The following is a 24,010-nucleotide window of genomic DNA, read 5'->3' on the forward strand; positions in this document are numbered from 1 at the left end:
CTTTTTATGAAAGGAAGTACGGGTAAAATGCAATTTTTCAAAGTGAAGACTGCCGAGGAAACCTTTGCATTAATAGACAAAAACATAGCGAGTATATCAGCCATTGAAACCCGCCTGATTGAAGATGCGCTTCATTACGTTCTGGCCGAACCAGTGACCGCTGCAGAAAATGTTCCGGGTTTTGACCGCTCCACTGTGGACGGCTATGCTGTCATTGCAAAGGATACCTATGGCTCATCGGAAACGATGCCTGGTTTTTTGACGGTGGCGGGTGAAGTGGCCATGGGGAAAGCTGCGGAAATGACAGTGAAGAGGGGTGAGGCTGTTTACATCCCTACCGGCGGAATGATGCCCCCGGGAAGTGACAGTGTGATCATGATCGAGCATTGCGAGGATATCGGAGGGCTTTTGAATACCTACAGACAGGTTGCACCAGGGGAAAATGTCATACGGGCCGGCGAGGATATTAAAGAGGGAGAGATCCTGCTTGAAGCTGGGACAAGGCTGCGGCCGCAGGAGCTTGGTGCCCTTGCTGCACTCGGGATTACCCATGTGGCGGTTTACCGCAAATTGAAAGCGGGCTATCTGTCTTCCGGGGATGAAATTGTACCTCATGGCACAAAAACGCTCGAAACAGGGCAAATTCGTGATATCAATTATTTGACAGTTTCAGGGCTTGCGCGTGAGTGGGGCATTGAGGTCATTTACGGCGGCATTGTCTCTGATCAATTTGACATATTCCAAAGCAGGGCCAGGGAGCTATTTGATCAGGTTGACTGTTTGATCCTGTCAGGAGGCAGCTCTGTCGGAACGAAGGATTATACGACAGAAGTGATCCAGTCACTCGGGAAGCCCGGGGTTTTTGTCCACGGGATATCGATCAAGCCGGGAAAACCGACCATATTGGCAGTAGCTGACGGAAAGCCCGTCATCGGATTGCCGGGGCACCCAGCCTCCGCCATGATCATTTTCCGGCTGTTTGGCGAGCGGCTATTGAGAAAATTAAAGGGTGAGCGAATCGAAAAAAAACCGGAGCGAATTTATGCGAGAATCACAAAAAACATCGCTTCGGCACCAGGGCGGTCCGATTACATCCGGGTCAGGCTTTTTGAAAAAGACGGGGAGTGGTGGGCAGAACCGATCATCGGCAAATCCGGTTTAATTGCCACACTCGTGAAAAGTGACGGAATCGTAGAGATTGTTTCAGAAAAAGAGGGAATTTCCCAGGGAGAATTTGTACCTGTCATTGCATCAAGGTAAGGGGGAGCCGCAAAATGGATCACAAAAAATATAAACGAAAAATATATTTAGAGGACAAACCCCGTGAGGACGCCAAAAACGAGCTGCTGGCAGCCTTCGAACTGCCTCTGGAAAAAGAGATAGTCCATGTACGCACCAGCTTGGGACGCGTTACAGCGGAGCCAGTTTTCGCGGCAACATCGATGCCCCACTATCATGCCTCGGCAATGGATGGAATCGCTGTAAATGCGGAAGATACCTATGATGCCCACGAGCAAAGGCCACTCCGTTTAAAGCAGGGTGAACAATTTTGCTATGTGGATACAGGCAATGCCATCCCTTCTCATTTTAACGCCGTCATCATGATCGAGCATGTTGATGTAATTGATGAAGAAACAATCGAAATCATTGAACCTGCAACACCGTGGCAGCATATAAGGCCAATCGGCGAGGATATTGTCCAGGAAGAAATGCTGTTTCCGCAGGGGCACAGGATCAGGCCAGCGGACATGGGGGCCCTCCTGGCGGCCCAGGTAACCCATGTTCCGGTTGCGAAAAAGCCTGCCGTAACGATCATTCCAACCGGAAATGAACTTGTTTCCGCTGATGCGTCCCTATCTTCGGGCAGGATCATCGAATTTAACGGTACAGTTTTCGCGGGATTCATTACCGAATGGGGCGGGGAGCCAATCCTTCATGATATTGTAAAAGACGAACCGGACAAGCTAAAGGAAGCGCTCCTGAAGGCGGTTGAAACGTCCGATATTGTCGTAGTGAATGCAGGTTCTTCAGCTGGGTCCAAGGATTTCACCGTCCATATTATCAATGAATTGGGAACGGTCTTTACGCACGGAGTGGCCACTCGTCCGGGGAAGCCGGTTGTGTTGGGCAAGGTCAAAAATAAAATCATTGTCGGGGTGCCCGGGTACCCTGTATCCGCCTATTTAGCGCTCGAATGGTTTGTAAGGCCGCTTATTTGCAAATATTTGCAAATCCCGGAACCTAAACGACAGACGCTGCAAGTAAAACTTGGGCGCAGGATCGTTTCGACAATGGGGGCAGAGGACTTTGTAAGAATGAATATCGGCTATGTGGATGGACAATTTGTGGCGAATCCGCTGACAAGGGCGGCAGGGGTGACAATGTCACTTGTCAGGGCAGACGGCCTTCTTGTCGTTCCTCCTGATGAACTTGGATACGAGCAGGGCGACATCGTTAAGGTAGAACTTTTAAAGCCTGTGGAGGAAATTAAAAATGCGGTCGTGTTCAGCGGCAGCCATGACTTGACGATTGACCTGCTTTCATCCTTCCTTAAACAGCAGCGGACCGAAATGAAAATTGTTTCTTCCCACGTCGGGAGCATGGCCGGACTGATGGCGATCAGAAAAGGGGAAGCCCATGTAGCGGGCATTCATTTGCTTGACCCGGAAACAAAGCAATATAATATTACATATGTAAAAAAATTGCTTGCCAGCCAAGACGTTATCCTCCATCCTTTTTTAAAACGGAAACAGGGCTTCATGGTTCCGGAAGGCAATCCGTTGGGAATCACCAGCGTGTCAGACCTGGCTGTCAAAAACTTAGATTACACGAACCGCCAAAAAGGGGCGGGAACCAGGATATTGTTTGACCTCTTATTGGAAGAAGCCGGACTATCTCCGGAATCTATTAACGGCTATGAACGTGAAATGTTTTCCCACTTGAGCGTTGCTGCTGAAGTCAAGGGGAACAGGAGGGGCGCCGGGCTCGGGATCTATCCGGCGGCGAAAGCGATGAATCTTGAATTCATCCCCGTTGCAGATGAATCATACGATTTGTTGATGTCTAAAGCCTTTTTTGAAAGTGAAAAGGGCAAATGGTTAATCGCCGCAATCCAATCTCCCGCGTTTCAGGCAGAGGTTGAAAAAATTGGCGGCTACACGGTGGCCAGTGCTGGTGAACCAATAGAGCTGTAAGGGCAATGCCTGCGTTCAAGCTGGCTGAGCCATAGAAATGAAAGCCAATACCGGATGCGAACGCATGACGGTTTGTACAAAAAATGAGGTGATGAATTGTTGTATGAAATAGCAAAAGAACCTATTAACATCCAGTCGGTCATTGACAAAGTTGTCCAGCGCGAAGCCGGGGCGATCACCACATTTATCGGGACTGTCCGGGAGCTGACCAAAGGGAAAAAGACCCTTTACCTAATTTATGAGGCGTATGAGCCCATGGCAGTCAAAAAGCTTGAACAGATCGGCGCTGAAATACAGGAGCGGTGGAGCGGAGCCAAGGTTGCCATCACCCACCGGGTCGGAAAGCTTGATATTACAGATGTAGCGGTCGTCATTGCTGTATCGACGCCGCACCGCGCAGATGCATATGAGGCGAACCGGTATGCAATCGAACGCATTAAAGAGATTGTCCCGATCTGGAAAAAAGAGCATTGGGAAGACGGTGAGGAATGGATCGGCAACCAGCTGGAAACTGTCCCATATCCGACAGGCAAACCGGAGGAGAGTGATCTTAATGAATAAGATATTATTTTTTGCACATCTGCGGGACGCAGTCGGAGAGGAATCGATCACGTTTGATGCAGCCGGCAAGACGGTTGCAGACCTGAAGGGAATCATCGCAGAAAAATACGGAATCCCCAATCTTGACACTGTCATGACCGCGATTAACGAAGAATTTTCAACAAATGAAGAAGTCATCAAAGAGGGAGACCTCATTGCCTTTATCCCGCCTGTCAGCGGGGGCTGATTGGGGGAATTGGAACCATGTCAGATAAATATTCACGCCAGACCCTGTTTCCCCAGCTTGGGAAATCGGGGCAGGAGAAAATCCGGCGCAAGCAAGTGTTGATCATCGGGGCCGGGGCGCTGGGCTCAGGGAATGCAGAAATCATGGCGAGGGCCGGGATTGGCCGGCTGATTATCGTGGACCGTGATTATGTGGAAGCCAGCAATTTGCAGCGCCAGCAGCTTTATACAGAAGCAGATGTTGCGGACAAGCTGCCAAAAGCGGCGGCTGCTGAAAAACGCCTGAAGGCCATCAATTCCGACGTGGAAATCAAGGCGCTGATCGCGGATGCAACGCCGGAGCTGCTTGCTGAACTGGCAGATGGAACCGACTTGATCATCGATTCTACGGACAATTTTGAGACAAGAATGGCGATCAATGATATCTCGCAAAAATTTGATATTCCCTGGATATATGGAGCGTGTGTAGGCAGTTACGGAATGAGTTTTTCGATTATCCCCGGCAGGACGCCATGCCTGAACTGCCTGTTAAAAACAATCCCGATCCAGGGGCTGACGTGCGATACGGGCGGCATTATCGCACCTGCGGTCCAAATGGTTGTCGCCCACCAGACCGCGGAAGCTTTGAAAATTCTTGCCGAGGAATGGGATGCAGTCCGTTCATCATTCGTGAGCTTTGATCTGTGGCGCAATCAGTACAGCAGCATGAAAATGGGCAAGGCGAAAGACCCTGGCTGCTTGTCATGCGGAGAAACGCCCACTTACCCGTACCTCAGTGCGGAAAACATGTCGAAATCTACTGTCCTGTGCGGCAGGGACACCGTGCAAATCAGGCCTCCACGGCAGGCCGCCATCGAGCTGAAAGAACTGGCAGGAAAGCTTGAGTCACTCGGTTATGAGGTAAAAGGGAATCCGTATTTGCTGTCCGTTGAAATGGCTCACAACCGCCTTGTTATTTTCAAGGATGGCCGGGCACTCATCCATGGAACGAAAGACCTCACACATGCCAGGACGATTTATCAGAGATTGCTTGGATAAAACTTAATATTGACGCACAAACCCCCTGCCACTTAGAGACAGGGGGTTTCTATATAAACTATCTTAAAAGATAGTAAGTATTTAGTTGGCTTTATTGCATGCAACAAGGACTAAGCGGCCTTTATCGAGCTCCACTTCATATTGTTCTGCTTCCTGCTGGCTGAGCCCAAGAGATTCAAATTTCGAACGGAGCTCGTCTCCCCGGGATTTGAAGATGTTTCCGACAGAATTGAGGATGCCCTGCTCTTTGAAACCAACTTCTCCTGTATCCGTTGCACCGGTCAGATGCTCGCTGCGGTCTTTGTCATGGGCAAAAAGGTAAATGTCCTCTTTCCCGAAACCTTCTGTTTGCAAAGTGCTGATCATGTCGGTGGCTTGTACACCATTCTCTACTACATGTACTCTATACATTTGTGTATCCTCCTTGAATGAATAGATTGGGAAAATAGTTTCCCTCGAATATTATGTATATAGCCGTTCATAACAAAAATAAACCTGCTTTTGAACTCTCGGAATATGATGATTTCTTTTTCGGAATAAGGGTAGTTGTACTAAAAATGCTGTGTTAGAAAGGTGAGGGAAATATGATGATTCCAGTATTGGGAAACAGATGGGACTCGTTGCTCGCTGAAGAATTTCAAAAACCGTATTTTCAGCAGCTGCAAAATTTTTTAGATGCCGAATATGCATCGCATACCGTATACCCTGAACGGGAAAATATCTTCAACGCCCTTAAATATACGGATTTCCAGGACGTGAAAATTGTCCTGCTTGGCCAGGATCCATACCACGGCCCCGATCAGGCGCATGGTCTCAGCTTCTCCGTCAAACCGCAGGTCGACATCCCGCCATCATTAAAAAATATTTTCAAGGAACTTCACAATGATCTCGGCCTTTCGGTTCCGAATAATGGATACTTGAAAAAGTGGGCCGGCCAGGGAGTATTGCTTTTGAATACTGTCCTGACAGTCCGAAAAGGGAAGGCTAATTCGCACAGGGGGAAGGGCTGGGAGATTTTCACTGATAGAGTCATTACATGCTTGAGCGAACGTGAAGAGCCGGTCATCTTCATGCTGTGGGGAAAACCTGCGCAAAATAAACTGAAACTGATCGATACCAGCAGGCACTTTATCATTTCTTCCGCACATCCAAGTCCTTTGTCGGCAAGAAAAGGGTTTTTCGGAAGCAGCCCCTTTTCAACAGCCAACCAATACCTTCGCACTCTTGGACAGAAAGAAATCGACTGGCAGATAGAGGATGTAGACAAATAATCGCGTACCCGATCGATGGGAAGGCATATGCACAAGCATAGCCCGTTCTTGTCATGATGATTCCCAGAAGCACAGCATTATTTGACATGTTTCACGTGGAACCGACAGGGGAGGCGTGGAACCCTCTCCTGCCAATTAGTCGAAAAATAGGTGGAGTTCATGTAAAATATACACAGGAGAAAAATGTTAATCGGTGTCAAAAGCTAAATGAACGTGTGGTGAAAATAGATGAACATATCTGTACATAAGCTTCTTGCCAAAATGGAAGAGGAGTTAAGGGGAGCTAAAGCTGCCCCCTCAGATGCAGATTTGCGGGAGAAAATCCACTCCCTGAAAACTCTCTGCGAAATTATTTTGGAAGAACCGCAAAAAATGGCTGAAAATCCTGGAAGTACAAAGGATTATTTACAACAACCTGCCGAACAGCCCGTGCGGCTGCAGGCTTTTCCGCAGCCGCCGCAAATTTTGCCTTCAACATTAACCCAGCCAAAACCGCTAAAGGTCGAGGGCGATGCAAACGGCGATTCAATATTTGATTTTTAACAAGAAAAGGGTGGACGAATTGAAGTTATTTATTATCATTGGAGCAATCAACGCTTTCCTGGCTGTTGCTCTAGGCGCATTCGGGGCACACGGCCTTGAGGGAAGAGTGGAATCCAGATATTTGGAGATATGGAAAACAGGGGTTACCTATCAAATGTTCCATGCCACCGGGATAGTGCTGATCGGCATCCTTGCTGGCAATCTGCCGGCGAACGCGCTCTTTTCCTGGTCAGGCTGGCTCATGCTGATTGGCATCATCCTGTTTTCCGGCAGCCTTTATGTGTTAACCTTGACGAAAATCAGCATCCTTGGGGCAATCACGCCATTGGGCGGTGTTTCATTCCTCGCCGCATGGGTCTTGCTGATCGTGGCAGCCTCTAAACACCTATAAAAAACAGCACCGGAAAAATACGTTTCCGGTGCTGTTTTACTAAAGTTACTTGATTTAGTTAGTTTTAACTACCTACTTTTAAAAAAATTGGCAGATGGCCTTGATTATCTTGGCGGGTAGGAGGCCAATCCAGCTCCACCGCCAGCGAATGGATATTCATATTCGATCTCTTCTTCAAAGGTAACGTAGTCAAGATTCACCATCAACAGGAGGTAGCGCATGCCTGTTTGCGGGTCGCTGAGGATGAGATGGTCCCTTCCTGCCGCTTCAATAATCCCCCTGAAGATCTTTGCATTCCATTCAGGATTATTTTCGAAAGTCATATACACCGTCGCAAGCTTTCCTTTGTTTAAGCGAAGAATGTTTTCTACATATGATTCCTCGAGAGGCAGCATTCCCGGAACCTGGGCTCCTGGTGCCCCTCCATTTTGCTGTCCAGCTTGCCCGGCTCCCGCTGTGTAGGTGGGATATCCTGCCTGCCCTCCGGCAAAACCGGGCGGCCCTCCCTGCCCGCCTGGCAGCCCGGCTGGATACCCCTGGCCGCCAGTTCCGTAGTATGGCTGGTAAGGCTGCTGATTGTTCCTGAAATCATAAAATGGGTAGCTATTAGATTTCATCTTTTTCCCTCCACATCAAAAGTTAAAAACGGTAGAACAGCTTAGAGTAGTTCATAAAAATAAATACTCACTATCTCATAGATATGAGCGGGAAAATAGATTATGACATAAAAAATACAGCCCCCGGCCAATTTGCCGGAGGCTGTTTAATATTCATCATACTTCTAAAAATACGGGAATCCGCTCTTCCTCAAGCAGATTGCCGACAAAAAACGCGCCGAATTCGCCGTACCTGGCACTTACTTCATCAAAGCGCATTTCATATACTAATTTCTTGAATTGCAGCACTTCATCGGCAAATAAAGTGACTCCCCACTCGTAATCGTCAAACCCTACAGAGCCGGTGATGATTTGTTTTACTTTGCCCGCATATTTTCGGCCGATCATGCCGTGGCTTCGCATCATGCTGCGGCGATCCTCCATCGGCAGCATGTACCAGTTGTCATTGCCCTGGCGGCGCTTGTCCATTGGATAAAAGCAGACATGCTTCGCTTTTGGCAGGACTGGATACAGCCGTGCCAAAATTTCAGGGTTTTGGTATGGGTCCTGGTCTGATGGCAAATAATTGCTCAGCTCTACCACTGACACATAGGAGTGGGCTGGCACAGTGAACTCAGCCAGCTTCGATTTATTGAATTCAGTTTCGATTTCATTCAGTTCTTCCATTGTCGGCCTTAAAATCATCATCATAAAATCTGCCTTCTGGCCGACAACTGTGTAGAGCGCATGGCTTCCTTCTTTCCCGCTCTGGGTATCATTCCACTTTGCCACAAGGCCTAAAAACTGCTGGATTGCTTCCTGGCGTTCCTCGATCGGGAGCATCTTCCAGGTTGTCCAATCCACGGTCCGGAAGTCATGGAGACAATACCAGCCATCAAGTGTCTGTGCTGCTTCACTCATTTTAATCACTCCTAAACAATCATAGATATACATCCTAACTATATCATAGTTTCGCCATCGTCCATCATTATGAAACTCATGACTGGGCTGTTCAGTTTACTTCAAAGATAAACTGGATATTTTTAAAAAGGAAGGAGGATATTAAATGTGATTGTGGAAAAACGAAACGGTTGGTGGAAATTTCGAAAAAATAAGACTTTTTTATGTAAACGGTCACAATGCTTCGGTATCCTTGAATTTTATAATGGGTAAAGTATCCTAATAAAGTAGAGACAAAAGGAGGATTCTTGAATGAGCGATTTATTTTCGGGCTTAAAAACAAGAGTAAGCGGACAAAATGTGAAAATTGTGTTTCCGGAGGGGCTCGATGAACGGATTTTGAGGGCTGCCGGCAGGTTGGCTGAAGATGGTGTCCTTACTCCGATCCTGATCGGAAATATTGAACAGATCCAGCAAAAAGCCCGTGAACTCGGTGTATCCCTTGAGGCGGCAGAAATATATGACCCAGCCAATTTTGCAATGATGGACGAGCTTGTGGCTGCTTTCGTTGAAAGAAGGAAAGGGAAAGCCACCGAAGAACAGGCCCGCAAAATGCTGCTGGATGAAAACTACTTCGGAACCATGCTGGTGTATGCCAACAGGGCGGATGGTCTTGTGAGCGGGGCAATCCATTCTACAGCAGATACTGTAAGACCGGCTTTGCAAATCATCAAGACAAAAGAAGGGGTCAGCAAAACTTCTGGTGTTTTCATCATGGTCCGCGGTGACGAGAAGTACGTTTTTGCCGACTGTGCCATCAACATCTCTCCAGACAGCAATGATTTAGCTGAAATCGCCATTGAAAGCGCAAGAACGGCAAGAATGTTCGATATAGAACCGCGTGTTGCAATGCTCAGCTTCTCAACAAAAGGCTCGGCAGCGTCTCCTGAGACGGACAAAGTTTCTACTGCAGTCGCTGAGGCAAAGCTTCGCGACCCATTGCTTGTGCTGGATGGCGAATTCCAGTTTGACGCTGCATTCGTTCCTTCCGTTGCACAAAAGAAGGCGCCGGATTCCCCGATCCAGGGAGACGCAAATGTGTTTGTCTTCCCGAGCCTTGAAGCGGGCAATATCGGCTACAAAATTGCCCAGCGCCTCGGCAACTTTGAAGCAGTAGGGCCGATCCTCCAGGGATTGAACCGGCCTGTAAACGATCTTTCCCGTGGCTGCAGTGAGGAAGATGTTTACAAGCTTGCACTTATCACCGCCGCGCAGGCATTGCATTAATAAAGGGCCTGACCCCCGGTGCGGTACAGCTTTAACGCGGCGGGCAGTCCTCCACTGCGGTAATGCGTTAACTTGCCTGGGGTCAGGCCCCCATTACGTTAGTTGGGTAAAGGGGAATTTTTATGGACAAGGCGCTGGAGTTGCTGCGTCAGGATACATGGAGACTGATTGACCAGACTGCACTTGGCCCGCATTTTCATGCCCTGCAGTCCTTTGGGACGGATGATACGCTTTGTGCATCGGTAGGGGCAGGGCTTGCTCCGGCCACAGCCAGGGCCTGGGTGCACCATGATACAGTTGTGCTCGGCATCCAGGATACGAAGCTTCCATATATAAAGGATGGGCTCGCATACCTTGAACAAAATGGCTATCAATATATCGTCCGGAATTCAGGGGGACTGGCAGTCGTTCTGGATGAGGGTGTTTTGAACCTTTCTTTGATTTTGCCCGAAACAGACAAAGGAATCGACATAAACCGGGGCTATGAGGCAATGTGGCATTTAATCCAAAGGCTGTTTTCAGATTTTCCTAATCAAATAGAGGCAAGGGAAATAACTGGATCTTATTGTCCGGGGAGCTTCGATTTAAGCATTGACGGAAAAAAATTCGCGGGCATTTCGCAGCGCCGTCTCCGAAAAGGGGTAGCTGTCCAAATTTACCTGGGTGTTTTCGGCAGCGGCAGTGACCGTGCCGGGCTTTTAAGAGAGTTTTACTCACGCTCCAAAAAGGGGGAGCACACAAAGTTTGTATATCCGGATGTAAACCCGGCAGTAATGGCTTCCCTGTCAGAGCTGTTCGGAACCGAATTGACTGTCACGGACGTAATGCTTCGTTTGATGATGTTTTTAAAACAAAACAGCGGCCAGCTTGTAGCAGGATATTTGAACGGAGAGGAGATCTCCTTGTTTGAACAGTATTACGAGCGGATGGCCGAACGGAACAGCAAGTTTCTTAAGCAAATAGAATCAAGCCAGTAGGAAAAGCCGCAAACTAATCAGTCTGCGGCTTTTCCTTGTTCGCCAATCGGCGGTTTTTTCAAAACATAAGAATGTATAAAATTTTTAGTTAGACCAGTGTCCAGCTCCAGCGCCTAGCCCCTCGGGTCATAAGCCACCTCACTCCGGAAATCAGGATTATCCTCCGTGATGCGTCTTATGCCTGTCGGGGCAGGACAAGGCGCTTGCGCTTTTCTTATTGCAAGATGTGCTGCCTTTCGCCTTCTCCCAAAACTATCGGATATTAGATGCAATCACACAGATCGAAGTTATTCTGCCACTTTTTCCAGATTGCCGTTTCTGTCCATCTTAAATTTTGTAGCTGGTCGTTCTTCCTCATCAAACAATACAAGCTTCCGGGCCCTGTTCATGATTTTCATCAGCGTCTCGTAATCTTCTTGCATTGTAAACGTGTTTTGCTCCAGGTCGCCGATTTTTGCTTCCAGTTCCTCGTTTTGCTTCTTCATATCCTGGATTTCCCGCTTCAATCTTTCATTCTCGCTCCTATAAATATCAGCTTGCAGATTGGAACTATTCAAAGTTTGCAAGTAGGAAATTACGACATCAAGCGTCAGGCCTCCAACAGGAACGGCAGGCTGGTATTCCCAAACGGGTGCTGATACAGGCATTTCGGTTTCCACCCTGTTCATTGCCTCGACAATATCAAATTCTTCAGCAGATTCCATATCTGGCCTATCTCCTGTATCTGGCATAGTGGCCATTTGAGGTACTGCCGCCATCTGTGGAATGGCAGCCAATGGTTCAATTACGGGTGCCGGAGGAGAGTACAACAATTTCTTCTTCCCGCCCTGGTCCTTTCCGAGAATCCTTTGCCGCTGTTTCCGTTGTTTCTTGGCCAACTGCAGAGCCTTTTCGTAACGATGGCGCACGACCGCGTTCCATCTGAAACCGCATGCTGCGGAAGTGCGGTCAAGCTTATCTCCGACTTCCTCAAACGCGTTCAATTGTGTGCTGCCTTCTCTCACATGCCTCAAAACAGTCTCCGCTAGCAATAAATCATTTTCATCTGTCCAGGCGTCCTGGCGAACTTTCATTTTCTTCAACTCCCTATATTGTGTTTAACTATAATTAAAAGTTCTTAGTCCAAGCATGCCCGGAAATTGTAAGGTTTATACCGAAAATGTTTAAAAGGATAGTAGACTTTTCCGAAAAAATTTCAATAGAAAGCTAAAAGCGAGGACGTTTTTGCAATAAATATGCGGTTGCATAAAGTAAAAATGAGCGGTAAAATACGCGTAGCTTAAAAAAAAACGCATGCTTCAAAAGTATAAATGCTGTATTTGGAGAGGGTTGTATTAACAAAATGGCCAACGAATTTCGTGTTTGCGACGACTGCCAGGCCGTAAACCTTAAAACATTGATTCCGCGCCTCAAGGAAAAGGATCCGGAAGCAAGAATCGAGATCGGCTGCCAGTCCTATTGCGGGCCGGGCAGAAAGAAAACATTCGCCTTCGTGAATAACAGGCCGCTCGCTGCCCTGACCGAAGAAGAACTAATGGAAAAAATCGATAAAAAATTAAAATGAAGTCACCTTTATCATAAAAGGTGATTTTTTGTTTCTCCTTTAAAGGGAGCAATAAGGATTTTTTGTCAATTTCTAGCGGAATTTGCTGAAAATATAAGTGATTTGCCATCCAAATCGGGCTATAATATATACAAGTTAATCAGGAAGAAGGGGAATAATGGATTACTCGGCGGAAAAAATGAGCGAAGAAAAAGTTTTTAAAGATCCCGTGCACCGGTATGTCCATGTCCAGGATAAAGTGATATGGGACTTGATAGGTACAAAAGAGTTCCAGCGCCTCCGCCGGATCAAGCAGCTCGGTACTACCTATCTGACATTCCATGGGGCAGAGCATAGCCGGTTCAACCATTCGCTTGGTGTCTATGAAATTGTACGCCGAATTGTGGACACAGTTTTTGCCGGCCGCCCTGAATGGAACCAGCAGGAAAGACTGCTGTCAATGTGTGCCGCGCTTCTGCACGATTTAGGCCATGGTCCTTTTTCCCATTCCTTCGAAAAGGTCTTTGAACTTGACCATGAAAAATTTACCCAGGCGATTATCCTTGGGGATACAGAAGTGAATCAAGTGCTCACGAGAGTTGGGCATGATTTTCCGAAAAAAGTAGCGGAAGTAATCGCGAAAACATATGAGAACAAGCTCGTGGTCAGCTTGATTTCAAGCCAGATTGACGCTGACCGGATGGACTATTTGCAAAGGGATGCCTATTTTACCGGTGTCAGCTACGGCCATTTTGACATGGAACGGATACTTCGGGTCATGAGGCCGCGGGAAGAGCAGGCAGTCATCAAGAAAAGCGGCATGCACGCTGTTGAAGATTACATAATGAGCCGTTACCAGATGTACTGGCAGGTCTATTTTCACCCGGTCACAAGAAGTGCGGAAGTCATTTTGACGAAAATTTTGCACCGGGCAAAATGCCTATACGAGGAGAAATATGCGTTTAAGCACAAGCCGCTTCATTTTTATTCACTATTCGAGGAAGAAGTAACGCTCGGCGACTACTTAAAGCTGGATGAAGCAGTCATCCTCTATTATTTTCAAATGTGGCAGGAAGAGGAGGATCCAATCCTGGCAGATCTGTGCTGCCGCTTCATTGACCGCAATTTATTTAAATACATTGAATTTGACCCTGCGAAGGAATATAAAAAGCTTTCGAAGCTTTCAAACTTGTTTGCCCAGGCAGGAATTGACCCGGAATACTATCTGGTGGTAGATTCATCATCTGATCTCCCGTATGATTTTTACCGGCCTGGAGAAGAAGAGGAGCGGCAGCCGATCCATTTGCTGATGAAAAACGGGGACCTTCGCGAGCTTTCAAGAGAATCCGAGATTGTTGATGCCATTTCGGGGAAAAGAAGGACAGACCACAAACTTTATTATCCTGCGGACCTGTTGGAAAAAGCACAGGATAGCAGCTACATACAGCAAATAGCGAAGCTCCTGGAGCTATAGCATTTGCCTGACAAATATGAGGGATAACGGAAACAGGAGTTGAACGTTTTGTTAAAAGACCATGCTAAAATCATACATGCCATCTCCGTTTCGGGGGAAATCACCGGCCGCAAGAAGCTGCAAAAAATGATTTATATCGCCAAGAAAATGAATTTCCCATTTCAGGAACGGTTCCAGTTTCATTTTTACGGCCCATACTCCGAGGAGTTGACGCTAAGAGTGGAGGAACTTTGCAATATGGGTTTTCTGGACGAGGTAAAGGAGAAGAAGGGCGGCTATTTTCAGTACCGTTACTCCCTTACTGAGGAAGGCAAAGAGTTCTTGGCGGTCAATTCGGTTGAAATGCCGTTGCTTGGAGAATGCCTGACCGATATAAACGCCGAAAATGCCAGATTCCTTGAACTCGTCTCCACGGTTTTGTATTTTGATAACCTATCAGGAGAAGAGGTCAGGGAAAAAATCCACACCTTGAAAAAAAGCCAGCGCTATACGGAAGAAGAAATTTTGAGTGCGTACGAATTCATCGGAAGCCTGCAAGAAAAAGCTAAGCATTGAAGCGGAGGGACGGTCTTCTGCTTCATCTCCATACTACGGGGATGAAGCAAGAGAATCGCCCCTTGCTTTACCTTTGCTTTACTCGTCGCTCAGGCGTTTTCCGGCGACTGCATAATGGTTTTTTGGCATTTCTTCAATGAAGACCACGACTTTTTCCTTTGATGCACCAGTAGTTTCCACCACTGCATCTGTCACCTTTTCAACAAGCGCCCTTTTTTGATCCTCACTGCGGCCTTCAAGCATTTTTACTGTAATGTATGGCATTCTGTCTTCCTCCTATAAACATTGTGGGTCTCTTGGTTAGTTTTCCATACCGCAAAAAAATCTGCAACCATGACGGGTGATCAGTTTTTCACATTCCCGGAAGAATCAGTTATACTTTATTACATACATTTCAGGTTTTGTTGATATTTTAGTTAAAAGGGGAAATGGGATATGGATGGTTTGCAGAATTTCTTGGCTTTCCCGCTCAGTGAAATTCCGTATGTTGTGGTAACCCTGATGATTGCTTTTACGGTACACGAGTTCGCCCATGCGTTTGTCGCTTATAAATTCGGCGACCCTACTGCCCAGAAACAGGGAAGGCTTACACTCAACCCGGCTCGGCATCTGGATCCGATCGGAACGATCCTGATTTTCATTGCAGGATTCGGCTGGGCACGTCCCGTCCCGGTGAACCGGTTTTTCTTCAAAAATCCGAGACTTGCCGGCATTCTTGTGTCTGTAGCCGGGCCACTCAGCAATTTCCTCATGGTCCTGTTAGCGTTTACCGTTGGTTATGCGCTCTCCGCGACAGGCGTTGGTGAAGGCAGCCCGGAATTCATCCTCGACTTTCTGGATACATTTATTTGGCTTAATCTCGTATTGTTTGTGTTCAACCTGCTTCCGTTTCCGCCTCTGGATGGATACCGGGTCATTGAAGACCTCGCTCCCGCGCATATCAGGCCGCGGATGACTCAATGGGAAAATTATGGAGCATTGATTTTTTTGATCCTCGTGATCACGCCGCTCGATCAATACACGATCCATCCGATTTTCAACCTTGTTCTCCCGGGGCTGTATAACGGACTGGCTGACTTCTTTTACAATTTGTTCATCGCTTAAGGAGGTACGTTTCAATGGAAGATAAAAAGAAAAATGTTGGTTTTAACATCATTAAAAGCGATCCTACCGAGGGGCATGGCGGTTTTGGCGTCGGCGCGCTGAGCCTTGATAATGTATCGCCTGTAATCATTGATGTAGAAGCGGGCGAAGCAGCTGTCGATATAGGGGCGATGCATGCCAGAAGCGTAGTTGAAAAGGGAATCAAGTTCCTGAAGGTACGTGAAGAGGTACCTGACGCCAAACCTTACTGGCTCGTTTGGGTAACAATCGACCGGAAGCAGGAAGGCCCGTATTATGCCGGAGTGACTGCCTGCGAAATGACAGTGAACCGGTCAATCCGCCGTGGCTATAAATCACTTCCGGAGCATGTAAACCACCTGGATAAATCGATTAAACGCCATATTATTGTCAGCCATATGGATGATAAATCAAAAACGGTGCTGGCGGACTTCCTCCGCAATCACGACCCCGGCATGTGGGAAAGGTCGGCCCAGCAGCTTAAAGATGGCTTGACGCCAGGGAAGGAATCATAATACCCCCCAGGTTAGCCTGGAACAAAAAGACGGACCCCGGAGCTGCTGCTGCCGGGGTCCTGCATTTATTCCTGCCATCTGAAAATGCGTTTGTACCATGGTGACTTTTGTTTTCGATCCTCTTTTTGTCCATCATGTTTATGGCCGCTTTGGTCAAGATGGTCGGTACATTGCTCAGTTGGTTCCGTGCCTTCCTTAAAATAAGTCAGCCGTTTCACCGGGCATTGATCTGTTGCCAATTTGCCATTTTGGGGATCGATATAAACTCCGACCGTCCCTTTGGCAGCTTTAAACTTTTCGACCGGCTCATCCTCCAAAGCTTTCTCCATAAAATGAATCCACACATTTTTGGCATATGTTTTTTCCAAAGTCAGTTCAATCGGTTTTCCTTTATCAAATCCGGTCCAGACGGCGGCAACGAGCTGTGGGGTGTAGCCGATCATCCAGCTGTCTGTCTCCGTCGTGCCCGATTTTCCTGCGTAAGGCCTCGACATATCGTCGATCAGCGTGCTGCCAGTAACCGAAGTGTAGCCATTCAATTTATTGTCGAATACACCAGTAAGCATATGGGTCATTACTGATGCCAATTCCGGTTTCAACACTTGTTGGTCAACCTTTTCATGCTCGTAGATTGTTTCCCCTTTATGGTTTTCAACCTTCTTGATCACGACCGGGGCAATCTTTTTCCCGCCGTTGGCCAGCATGCTGTAGGCACCAGCCATGTCTATCACCCTGACCCCCGACGTGCCGAGGGCAAGGGAAGGAACAAGATCCTGTTTTGTGCTGATTCCAAATCCTTTAGCAGTGTCAATCAATGTTTTTTCTCCTAAAAACAGATGCGTTTTAACAGCATAGATGTTGTCGGAAAGGGCAAGCGCCTGGGCCATAGTGATTTCCCCGTCAGCGTATTTATTATTGAAATTATGGGGGGTATAGTCAGTCTGCCCATTGTCAAACCGGAAAGTAGTCAGCTTGCTTTTCATCGTCGTCGACGGAGTGAACCCGTGCTCGAGTGCTGCATAATAAAGCAGCGGCTTCATTGTCGACCCGGGCTGGCGAACCGCCTGCACTGCCCGGTTAAACGGGCTTTTGCTGTAGTCCCTGCCGCCGACCATTGCTTTTACATACCCGGTTTTCGGATCCATTGCCACAAGGCTGGCCTGGATTTCGGATTCGTCAGAGATTAATGTTTTTACCGTGTCCTCTGCCTTTTGCTGCTGTTTTAAATCAAGGGTGGTGTAAATTCTCAAACCGCCCAATGAAAGCGTACGGTCGTCAAATTTCAGCTGTGATTTCAGTGCCCGCCGGACAGCGTCCTGAAAGTAGGGTGCTTCTTCCTCCCGGCCCGCTGGATGTTTTCCGGATAGTTTCAATGGTTTGGCAGAGGCCTGTCCAGCTTTGCTGCTGCTGATAAAACCATTTTTCTTCATTGCCTCGAGCACCATTTGCTGGCGCTCCTTCGCTTTTTCCATTGAAGCCAGCGGAGAATAAACCCCCGGCCCTTTCGGGATCCCGGCGAGTATCGAGGCTTCAGCTAGATTAAGGTCCTTTGCGTCCTTGGCAAAATAGAACTGGCTGGCAGCCTGTATTCCATATGCGCCGTTACCGTAATAAATCGTATTTAAATAACCCTCGAGAATGTCTTTTTTCGAGTAGTTCTTTTCCAGCCTTATTGCATAAAATGCTTCAGCGATTTTTCTTTTCCATGTCTTATCGTGTTCAAGAAACAGGTTCCGCGCATACTGCTGGGTGATGGTGCTGGCGCCCTGTACCTTTGACATCGCTTTTATATCAGCCAGGGCGGCACCGGCGATCCGTTTATAATCAAACCCGCCATGCCCGTAAAAGTTTTTGTCCTCAATTGCGATCGTTGCGTCAATTAACGGTTCGGATATATCTTCAAGGGGAACCCAGTAGCGCTTTTGGCCGCTGTTGCTTTCACCGATCAGTGTTCCGTCATCTGCATAGTACAGGGTGGACTGGGGAACGGCAAGCGGCGGGTCCCTAAGTATCTTTGCGTAGCCAATCAATGAAAAATACAGCAGCAGCGTAATAGCCGACACAAGCATGCCGATGAAAAAGAAGGCCCGCAAATACTTGATCGTTTTCCGAAACCGCTGTTCAGTCATGATTTCCATAACGCTTCCCCCTTATATATATATATTTTCCAGTATGAAAAAAAAGGGGGAGTTTTAAACATGGAGCCTTGTAAAAATAAAAAATCGCTTGCATTTTTGCTGGATTCATCTATACTTTTTCTCAGCTAACAGGAAGTGGTGTTTTTGGAGCGATAAGGGCCGCTACCCCTCCGTCTTCGCCCTTGAGGGGCTTGCCAATCGGCGAGTTTTCTATATGTTTGTAAACACCTTGTTGGGGAACTATAAAAACAGGAAATTTTTTTGCCAGAAAGGAATGAGGAAATGGGTCTTTGGTTCACGGAAAAACAAACAGAAAACTACGGCATTACAATGAAAATCAACCGCACGTTACATACAGAACAAACTGACTTCCAGAAGCTTGACATGGTTGAAACGGAAGAGTGGGGCAACATGCTGCTTTTGGATGGCATGGTCATGACCACCATCAAAGATGAGTTCGTGTACCATGAGATGGTTGCACATGTTCCATTATTCACTCACCCGAATCCTGAAAATGTCCTTGTTGTTGGCGGCGGGGACGGAGGAGCCGTACGGGAGGTTTTAAAGCATCCAAGCGTAAAAAAAGTAACACTGGTAGACATAGACGGCAAGGTCATCGAGTATTCCAAAAAGTTCTTGCCCGAAATTGCCGGAAAATTGGACGACCCGCGTGTGGACGTCAGAGTCGATGACGGATTCATGCACATCGCTAACAGCGAAAATGAGTACGACGTGATCATGGTTGATTCCACAGAACCAGTTGGGCCAGCTGTAAACCTGTTTACAAAAGGTTTCTATGCGGGCATTTCTAAAGCACTAAAAGAAGATGGGATTTTTGTAGCCCAATCGGACAATCCATGGTTCAAGGCCGACCTCATCCGGGACGTACAAAGAGATGTGAAGGAAATCTTCCCGATCACACGGCTTTACATCGCAAACATTCCTACATATCCAAGCGGCATGTGGGCATTCACATTAGGCTCCAAAAAATACGACCCGCTTGAAGTAGCTGAAGAGCGGTTCCATGAGATTGACACAAAGTACTACACGAAAGATCTTCACAAAGCGGCGTTTGTTCTGCCGAAATTTGTCGGAGACCTTATAAAATAATTTTTTCGACCGAAGAAAGAGGGTTTTTTCTTTATGCGTTTTGATGAAGCATACTCTGGCAATGTGTTTATCCGAAGCCATTCAAATTATATGGAAAGCAGGGCGGTCCTGTACGGTATGCCGATGGACTGGACAGTGAGCTACCGTCCGGGGTCCCGGTTCGGCCCGACGCGCATCCGCGAAGTATCACTGGGGCTTGAAGAGTACAGCCCGTATCTTGACCGGGAGCTTGAGGAAATCAAATACTTTGATGCAGGCGATATTCCGCTTCCGTTCGGAAACGCCCAGCGCAGCCTTGACATGATCGAAGAATTCGTGGATAAGATTTTAGCTGCCGACAAGTTCCCGCTTGGAATGGGAGGCGAGCATCTTGTTTCCTGGCCTGTCATGAAGGCAGTGGCAAAAAAATATAAGGACCTTGCGATCATCCATATGGATGCCCACGCAGATTTGCGTGAACATTATGAAGGCGAGCCGCTTTCACACTCAACCCCTATCAGGAAGATTGCCGGTTTAATTGGGCCTGAAAATGTATATTCCTTCGGTATCCGCTCCGGAATGAAAGAAGAATTTGACTGGGCGAAGCAGGCGGGTATGCACATTTCTAAATTCGAAGTGCTCGAGCCGTTAAAAGAAGTATTGCCAAAACTTGCGGGACGTCCTGTTTATGTCACGATTGATATCGATGTCCTTGATCCTGCCCATGCTCCGGGTACCGGAACAGTTGACGCAGGAGGTATCACCTCCAGGGAACTGCTGGCGTCGATCCATGAAATCGCAAGGTCAGAAGTGAACGTAGTGGGTGCCGACCTTGTAGAGGTAGCACCGATCTATGACCAGTCTGAACAGACAGCCAATACAGCCAGCAAGCTGATCCGTGAAATGCTGCTCGGCTGGGTAAAATAACACTAAAGAACACAGAGTTGCCCGTTCGGTTAAATTACCGGGTACCGGGCAGCTTTTTTTTTATTTGCGCACTGTTCCGGATCACTTTTTACCCGGAGCCCTCCCCCAGTATCTTTCCTCATTGCACTTTGTTCGTGTAATATATATACTATTAAAGCTATAAAGGAAACAATCAGCGGAAACAATTTATACTCCAGCTTGAATAACCAGCATGACTGATAAAGGATGTGTTAGCAGTGCCTAACCGTACCGAAGAGCAAATTCCTGTAAAAATTAAGGTTTTAACGGCCATATATAATAAGAACGACAAGGAAACTTTTGAACTGACAACATTTGGCCGATACTATATAAAAGAGAACAGTTCATTTCTTCAATACGAAGAAGCGGTGGAAGAAGGCAATGTGAACACGGTCATCAAGATTTCAAGCCGGCAAGTCACAATCCTCCGCAAGGGCCCGATTAACATGAAGCTTGTCTTCGAGCAAAATCAAAAGCAGCCTGGAACGTACTCCACTCCATACGGGGCATTACAGACGATGACTGATTCCAAGCGGGTTGACGGAAGTTTTAATGAAGAAACGCGCGAGGGTTCGATCGAACTCCTCTATGATATGGATATCCAGGGCTCACATGCCGGTACATACCATTTAACCATTTCTTTTAAGGAGGAACGGAAATGAACATAGTTGAACAAGTCCAGAGCAGGCTGAAGCAGGAAATAAAAAATGCGGTCATGACGGCGGGCCTTGCCGGGGAACAAGAAATTCCCGACGTCATTCTTGAGATTCCCAAGGAGAAAGCCCATGGCGACTATTCCACGAATATGGCAATGCAGCTCGCCCGCATCGCCAAGCAGGCGCCCCGGAAAATCGCTGAAACACTGGTTGAAAATTTTGACAAGAGCAAAGCATCAATTGATAATATAGAAATTGCTGGGCCCGGATTCATAAATTTCTACATGGACAACAGCTATTTGACTGAGCTTATCCCAGCCATTCTTGAAGCAGGCAGCCGCTATGGCGAGACAACAGTGGGCAACAGGCAGAAGGTACAGGTTGAGTTTGTATCGGCCAACCCGACAGGTGACCTCCATCTCGGCCACGCCCGTGGTGCAGCCGTTGGTGATTCACTATGCAACATTTTGGAAAAAGCCGGCTATGACGTTTCCCGCGAGTATTACATCAATGATGCCGGCAACCAGATAAATAACCTCGCGCTATCTGTTGAGGCTCGCTACTTCCAGGCACTTGGGATGGATAAAGAAATGCCTGCTGATGGATACCATGGCGAGGACATTGTCGGGATTGGAAAGCGCCTCGCGGAAGAGCATGGCGATAAATATATCCATATGCCTGAACAGGAACGTTTTGATACGTTCCGTGATTACGGGCTGAAGTACGAAATGGAAAAGCTGAAGAACGACCTCGAGAACTTCCGCGTCGGATTCGACGTATGGTATTCTGAAACATCCCTTTACCATAATGGCAAAATTGATTCGGCCCTGGCCACATTGAGGGAGAACGGCCATACTTATGAGGAGGAAGGTGCGACCTGGTTTCGGTCTACAGCATTCGGCGATGACAAAGACCGCGTGCTGATCAAGCAGGACGGCTCCTATACTTACTTGACGCCGGATATTGCCTACCATAAAGACAAGCTTGAGCGCGGGTTTGAAAAGCTGATCAATATTTGGGGGGCGGACCATCACGGGTACATTCCGCGGATGAAGGCGGCAATCCAGGCGCTTGGCTATGACAAGGACACTTTGGAAGTGGAGATCATCCAGCTCGTCCATTTATTTAAGAACGGTGAAAAAATGAAAATGAGCAAGCGCACCGGCAAAGCGGTATCGATGCGCGAGCTGATTGAGGAAGTCGGGCTTGACGCTACCCGTTACTTCTTCGCGATGAGAAGCGCGGATACACATTTGGATTTTGACCTCGACCTTGCTGTATCACAATCCAACGAGAATCCGGTGTACTACGCCCAGTATGCCCACGCACGCATTTCAAGCATCCTGCGCTCGGCAGAGGAACAGGGGCTGTACCGCACCGATGCCGATTTTGCTTTGATTCAGTCAGAAAAGGAAATCGATTTGCTAAAAAAATTGGGCGAATTCCCGCAGGCAGTCGCCGAGGCTGCCCAAAAGCGGATGCCTCACCGTATCACCAACTATATTTTTGAACTGGCATCTACGTTCCACAGCTTTTACAACGCCGAAAAAGTGCTTGATGCCGACCAAAAAGAGCGCACGGCTGCCCGCCTGGCGCTCATAAAAGCAGTGCAGATTTCACTGAAGAATGCCCTTGCATTGATAGGCGTTTCCGCACCTGAAAAAATGTAATGGATGAAAAGGGACCCCTATAAGGGTCTCTTTTTTATGTTTATAGGCAGCCGCACTGATTCACAGGAAAAACGAAATCGTGCGGGCAGCGGTTTCTCTAAGTGTTCGGAAAGGGTTGAAAGTAGTCAACTCGGAAATAGCCATTTTCCTGCTATCAAGAAAATCTTTTTGTAAAATCGACATGACTTTCCGAATAAAAAGCTTGTCGTAAATTAAGCAATTCAGTTCGTAATTGATAAAAAAGCTTCTGTTATCAAAGTTGGCTGTGCCGATATCACACAGCGTATCATCAATCACCATTACTTTCGCATGGTAAAATCCGTTTAAATATTGATATACAGTCGCACCGTGTTTCAAGAGCGGGCGTAAATAATAGTAGGAAGCTTCCTTTACGAGCGGATGGTCCGATTTGAACGGGGTAAGGATTGTTAATGACACTCCTCTTTTTAATGCCGCAAGCAAATCCTCCATGATTTTCCGGCTCGGGACAAAATATGGAGTTCCAATTGTGATCGATGTTTCAGCTTTCCGGATCATGGTTGATAAAATATCTTCCAGGAACACCCCTTTTGACGGAACAAACTGCTGGCGGACTTTACCTTCTTCCAATAACGGAAAATAACTGCGGTTGTCCACCAGGTCGATTTTTGCCCCCTCGTGCCAGTCCTGCAAAAACTCCTTCTGCAGATCCTGGACCCCTTCTCCGGTCACTTTCAAATGGTAATCACGCCACGGGCTTAAATAACAATCCTGGTCAATATATTCCTTGCCGATATTAAAGCCGCCAAAATATCCGATTTTACCATCAATCACCGTAATTTTCCGATGGTTGCGGACCTGGCAGGAATGGAACAGGAACGGCAGTTTAGGCACATTGCAATAAGCAAACTGGACACCGGCCTCCTTCAATTGTTTTACTGCTTTGCGTGAAATCCTGCTCCCGATCCAATCTATAAGGAGGCGGACCTCAATGCCTTCTCCCGCTTTCATCTTTAATATCGAAAGGAACTCCCCGCTGATTTCGTCATTTTTAACTATATAAAAAAGAATATGGACGTGCTGTGTTGCCCGTTTAATTTCAGAAAACAAATCTTCAAATAATCTCGGCCCTTGGTTGAAAATATGCAGATTGCTTTTCCTGACCGGGAATTTGTCTGTATGCAATTTGGCGCGGTGCGCCTTCCTTCCCAGCAAAAAATCGGACCAAACCAACAGTGTGAGAGCGGCTATTACTCCCAGGACCATAAAAGCAGTCGCCACAGTATCCTTCTCCTCCGAGGATCATTTCCTTTAGTTTTTCCGAAAAAAGGCCTTATATGA

Annotated in this window: 26 protein-coding genes; 19 read left to right on the forward strand and 7 right to left on the reverse strand. The window is 47.3% G+C overall.

The genetic code is table 11. The features are described from left to right. Positions 1-27: 27 nt before the first annotated feature. The 5 genes from CVD19_RS11270 (at position 28) to CVD19_RS11290 (ending at position 5,018) form a co-directional block, all read left to right on the forward strand. On the forward strand, positions 28-1,260 hold the full coding sequence (locus tag CVD19_RS11270) for a molybdopterin molybdotransferase MoeA (protein WP_101581965.1): 1,233 nt from the start codon (positions 28-30) through the stop codon (positions 1,258-1,260). A gap of 14 nt (positions 1,261-1,274) precedes the next feature. After that, on the forward strand, positions 1,275-3,194 hold the full coding sequence (locus tag CVD19_RS11275; RefSeq protein ID WP_101581966.1) for a molybdopterin biosynthesis protein: 1,920 nt from the start codon (positions 1,275-1,277) through the stop codon (positions 3,192-3,194). Between the two features lie 96 nt (positions 3,195-3,290). Further along, positions 3,291-3,755 (forward strand): molybdenum cofactor biosynthesis protein MoaE, encoded by a 465-nt coding sequence (locus CVD19_RS11280; protein ID WP_101581967.1) that lies wholly within the window; start codon positions 3,291-3,293, stop codon positions 3,753-3,755. Continuing rightward, positions 3,748-3,981: a molybdopterin converting factor subunit 1 gene (moaD, locus tag CVD19_RS11285; protein ID WP_101581968.1), complete on the forward strand. Its 234-nt coding sequence runs from the start codon at positions 3,748-3,750 to the stop codon at positions 3,979-3,981. The genes CVD19_RS11280 and moaD overlap by 8 nt, the downstream gene beginning before the upstream one ends. A 17-nt stretch (positions 3,982-3,998) precedes the next feature. Further along, positions 3,999-5,018, forward strand: a complete 1,020-nt coding sequence (locus CVD19_RS11290; RefSeq protein ID WP_101581969.1) for a ThiF family adenylyltransferase — start codon at positions 3,999-4,001, stop codon at positions 5,016-5,018. Between the two features lie 81 nt (positions 5,019-5,099). On the opposite strand, the gene CVD19_RS11295 is transcribed toward CVD19_RS11290, so the two are convergent. Further along, entirely contained in the window at positions 5,100-5,429 is a 330-nt protein-coding gene (locus CVD19_RS11295) for a general stress protein (RefSeq protein WP_101581970.1), read from the reverse strand. Between the two features lie 176 nt (positions 5,430-5,605). Between CVD19_RS11295 and CVD19_RS11300 the strand changes: the two genes are divergently transcribed. From CVD19_RS11300 to CVD19_RS11310, 3 genes are all read left to right on the forward strand, one after another. Continuing rightward, positions 5,606-6,289, forward strand: coding sequence for a uracil-DNA glycosylase (locus tag CVD19_RS11300; protein ID WP_101582035.1), 684 nt, complete (start codon positions 5,606-5,608; stop codon positions 6,287-6,289). Positions 6,290-6,517: 228 nt separating this feature from the next. Further along, positions 6,518-6,832 (forward strand): YwdI family protein, encoded by a 315-nt coding sequence (locus tag CVD19_RS11305; protein WP_101581971.1) that lies wholly within the window; start codon positions 6,518-6,520, stop codon positions 6,830-6,832. A gap of 19 nt (positions 6,833-6,851) precedes the next feature. Continuing rightward, positions 6,852-7,223, forward strand: coding sequence for a DUF423 domain-containing protein (locus CVD19_RS11310; RefSeq protein ID WP_101582036.1), 372 nt, complete (start codon positions 6,852-6,854; stop codon positions 7,221-7,223). A gap of 104 nt (positions 7,224-7,327) precedes the next feature. Here CVD19_RS11310 and gerQ read toward each other — a convergent pair whose 3' ends face one another. Both gerQ and hemQ read right to left on the reverse strand, forming a co-directional pair. After that, positions 7,328-7,840 (reverse strand): spore coat protein GerQ, encoded by a 513-nt coding sequence (gene gerQ / locus CVD19_RS25430; protein ID WP_257985100.1) that lies wholly within the window; start codon positions 7,838-7,840, stop codon positions 7,328-7,330. Positions 7,841-7,996: 156 nt separating this feature from the next. Beyond that, on the reverse strand, positions 7,997-8,740 hold the full coding sequence (hemQ, locus tag CVD19_RS11320; protein ID WP_101581972.1) for a hydrogen peroxide-dependent heme synthase: 744 nt from the start codon (positions 8,738-8,740) through the stop codon (positions 7,997-7,999). A 291-nt stretch (positions 8,741-9,031) separates the two neighbouring features. Between hemQ and pta the strand changes: the two genes are divergently transcribed. Together pta and CVD19_RS11330 are read left to right on the forward strand one after the other, a co-directional pair. Beyond that, entirely contained in the window at positions 9,032-10,006 is a 975-nt protein-coding gene (gene pta, locus CVD19_RS11325; protein WP_101581973.1) for a phosphate acetyltransferase, read from the forward strand. Between the two features lie 122 nt (positions 10,007-10,128). Next, complete coding sequence (locus tag CVD19_RS11330; RefSeq protein WP_101581974.1) at positions 10,129-10,983, forward strand: lipoate--protein ligase family protein; 855 nt, start codon at positions 10,129-10,131, stop codon at positions 10,981-10,983. Between the two features lie 287 nt (positions 10,984-11,270). Here CVD19_RS11330 and CVD19_RS11335 read toward each other — a convergent pair whose 3' ends face one another. After that, positions 11,271-12,056, reverse strand: coding sequence for an RsfA family transcriptional regulator (locus CVD19_RS11335; RefSeq protein WP_101581975.1), 786 nt, complete (start codon positions 12,054-12,056; stop codon positions 11,271-11,273). A gap of 269 nt (positions 12,057-12,325) precedes the next feature. On the opposite strand from CVD19_RS11335, the gene CVD19_RS11340 reads away from it, so the two are divergent. From CVD19_RS11340 to CVD19_RS11350, 3 genes are all read left to right on the forward strand, one after another. Beyond that, a complete protein-coding gene (locus CVD19_RS11340; protein WP_101581976.1) occupies positions 12,326-12,547 on the forward strand; it encodes a DUF1450 domain-containing protein in 222 nt (73 codons plus the stop codon). A gap of 157 nt (positions 12,548-12,704) precedes the next feature. Then, the gene (locus CVD19_RS11345; RefSeq protein ID WP_101581977.1) at positions 12,705-14,000 is read left to right on the forward strand and encodes an HD domain-containing protein; all 1,296 of its coding nucleotides are present in this window, start codon (positions 12,705-12,707) and stop codon (positions 13,998-14,000) included. A gap of 48 nt (positions 14,001-14,048) precedes the next feature. Next, positions 14,049-14,555 (forward strand): YwgA family protein, encoded by a 507-nt coding sequence (locus tag CVD19_RS11350; protein ID WP_101581978.1) that lies wholly within the window; start codon positions 14,049-14,051, stop codon positions 14,553-14,555. Positions 14,556-14,633: 78 nt separating this feature from the next. On the opposite strand, the gene CVD19_RS11355 is transcribed toward CVD19_RS11350, so the two are convergent. Further along, positions 14,634-14,819, reverse strand: a complete 186-nt coding sequence (locus CVD19_RS11355) for a 2-hydroxymuconate tautomerase (RefSeq protein ID WP_101581979.1) — start codon at positions 14,817-14,819, stop codon at positions 14,634-14,636. Between the two features lie 180 nt (positions 14,820-14,999). On the opposite strand from CVD19_RS11355, the gene CVD19_RS11360 reads away from it, so the two are divergent. Together CVD19_RS11360 and CVD19_RS11365 are read left to right on the forward strand one after the other, a co-directional pair. Next, on the forward strand, positions 15,000-15,659 hold the full coding sequence (locus CVD19_RS11360; RefSeq protein ID WP_101582038.1) for a site-2 protease family protein: 660 nt from the start codon (positions 15,000-15,002) through the stop codon (positions 15,657-15,659). 14 nt (positions 15,660-15,673) lie between these two features. After that, the gene (locus CVD19_RS11365; RefSeq protein ID WP_101581980.1) at positions 15,674-16,192 is read left to right on the forward strand and encodes a YwhD family protein; all 519 of its coding nucleotides are present in this window, start codon (positions 15,674-15,676) and stop codon (positions 16,190-16,192) included. A 65-nt stretch (positions 16,193-16,257) separates the two neighbouring features. Here the strand turns inward: CVD19_RS11365 and CVD19_RS11370 are convergent, their stop codons facing one another. After that, a complete protein-coding gene (locus tag CVD19_RS11370) occupies positions 16,258-18,330 on the reverse strand; it encodes a transglycosylase domain-containing protein (protein ID WP_101581981.1) in 2,073 nt (690 codons plus the stop codon). 282 nt (positions 18,331-18,612) lie between these two features. Here CVD19_RS11370 and speE point away from each other — a divergent pair, with 282 nt between their 5' ends. The 4 genes from speE (at position 18,613) to argS (ending at position 22,690) form a co-directional block, all read left to right on the forward strand. Continuing rightward, positions 18,613-19,440 (forward strand): spermidine synthase, encoded by an 828-nt coding sequence (gene speE / locus CVD19_RS11375; protein WP_101582039.1) that lies wholly within the window; start codon positions 18,613-18,615, stop codon positions 19,438-19,440. Positions 19,441-19,473: 33 nt separating this feature from the next. Then, the gene (speB, locus tag CVD19_RS11380; RefSeq protein WP_101581982.1) at positions 19,474-20,346 is read left to right on the forward strand and encodes an agmatinase; all 873 of its coding nucleotides are present in this window, start codon (positions 19,474-19,476) and stop codon (positions 20,344-20,346) included. A 236-nt stretch (positions 20,347-20,582) separates the two neighbouring features. Beyond that, on the forward strand, positions 20,583-21,026 hold the full coding sequence (locus tag CVD19_RS11385) for a DUF1934 domain-containing protein (RefSeq protein WP_101581983.1): 444 nt from the start codon (positions 20,583-20,585) through the stop codon (positions 21,024-21,026). Continuing rightward, entirely contained in the window at positions 21,023-22,690 is a 1,668-nt protein-coding gene (gene argS, locus CVD19_RS11390; RefSeq protein ID WP_101581984.1) for an arginine--tRNA ligase, read from the forward strand. The genes CVD19_RS11385 and argS overlap by 4 nt, the downstream gene beginning before the upstream one ends. Before the next feature lie 60 nt (positions 22,691-22,750). Here the strand turns inward: argS and cls are convergent, their stop codons facing one another. Then, positions 22,751-23,950: a cardiolipin synthase gene (cls, locus tag CVD19_RS11395; RefSeq protein WP_257985101.1), complete on the reverse strand. Its 1,200-nt coding sequence runs from the start codon at positions 23,948-23,950 to the stop codon at positions 22,751-22,753. Positions 23,951-24,010: the final 60 nt, after the last annotated feature.

This window comes from Bacillus sp. T33-2 (genome assembly GCF_002860205.1).
GTDB lineage: Bacteria > Bacillota > Bacilli > Bacillales > Cytobacillaceae > T33-2.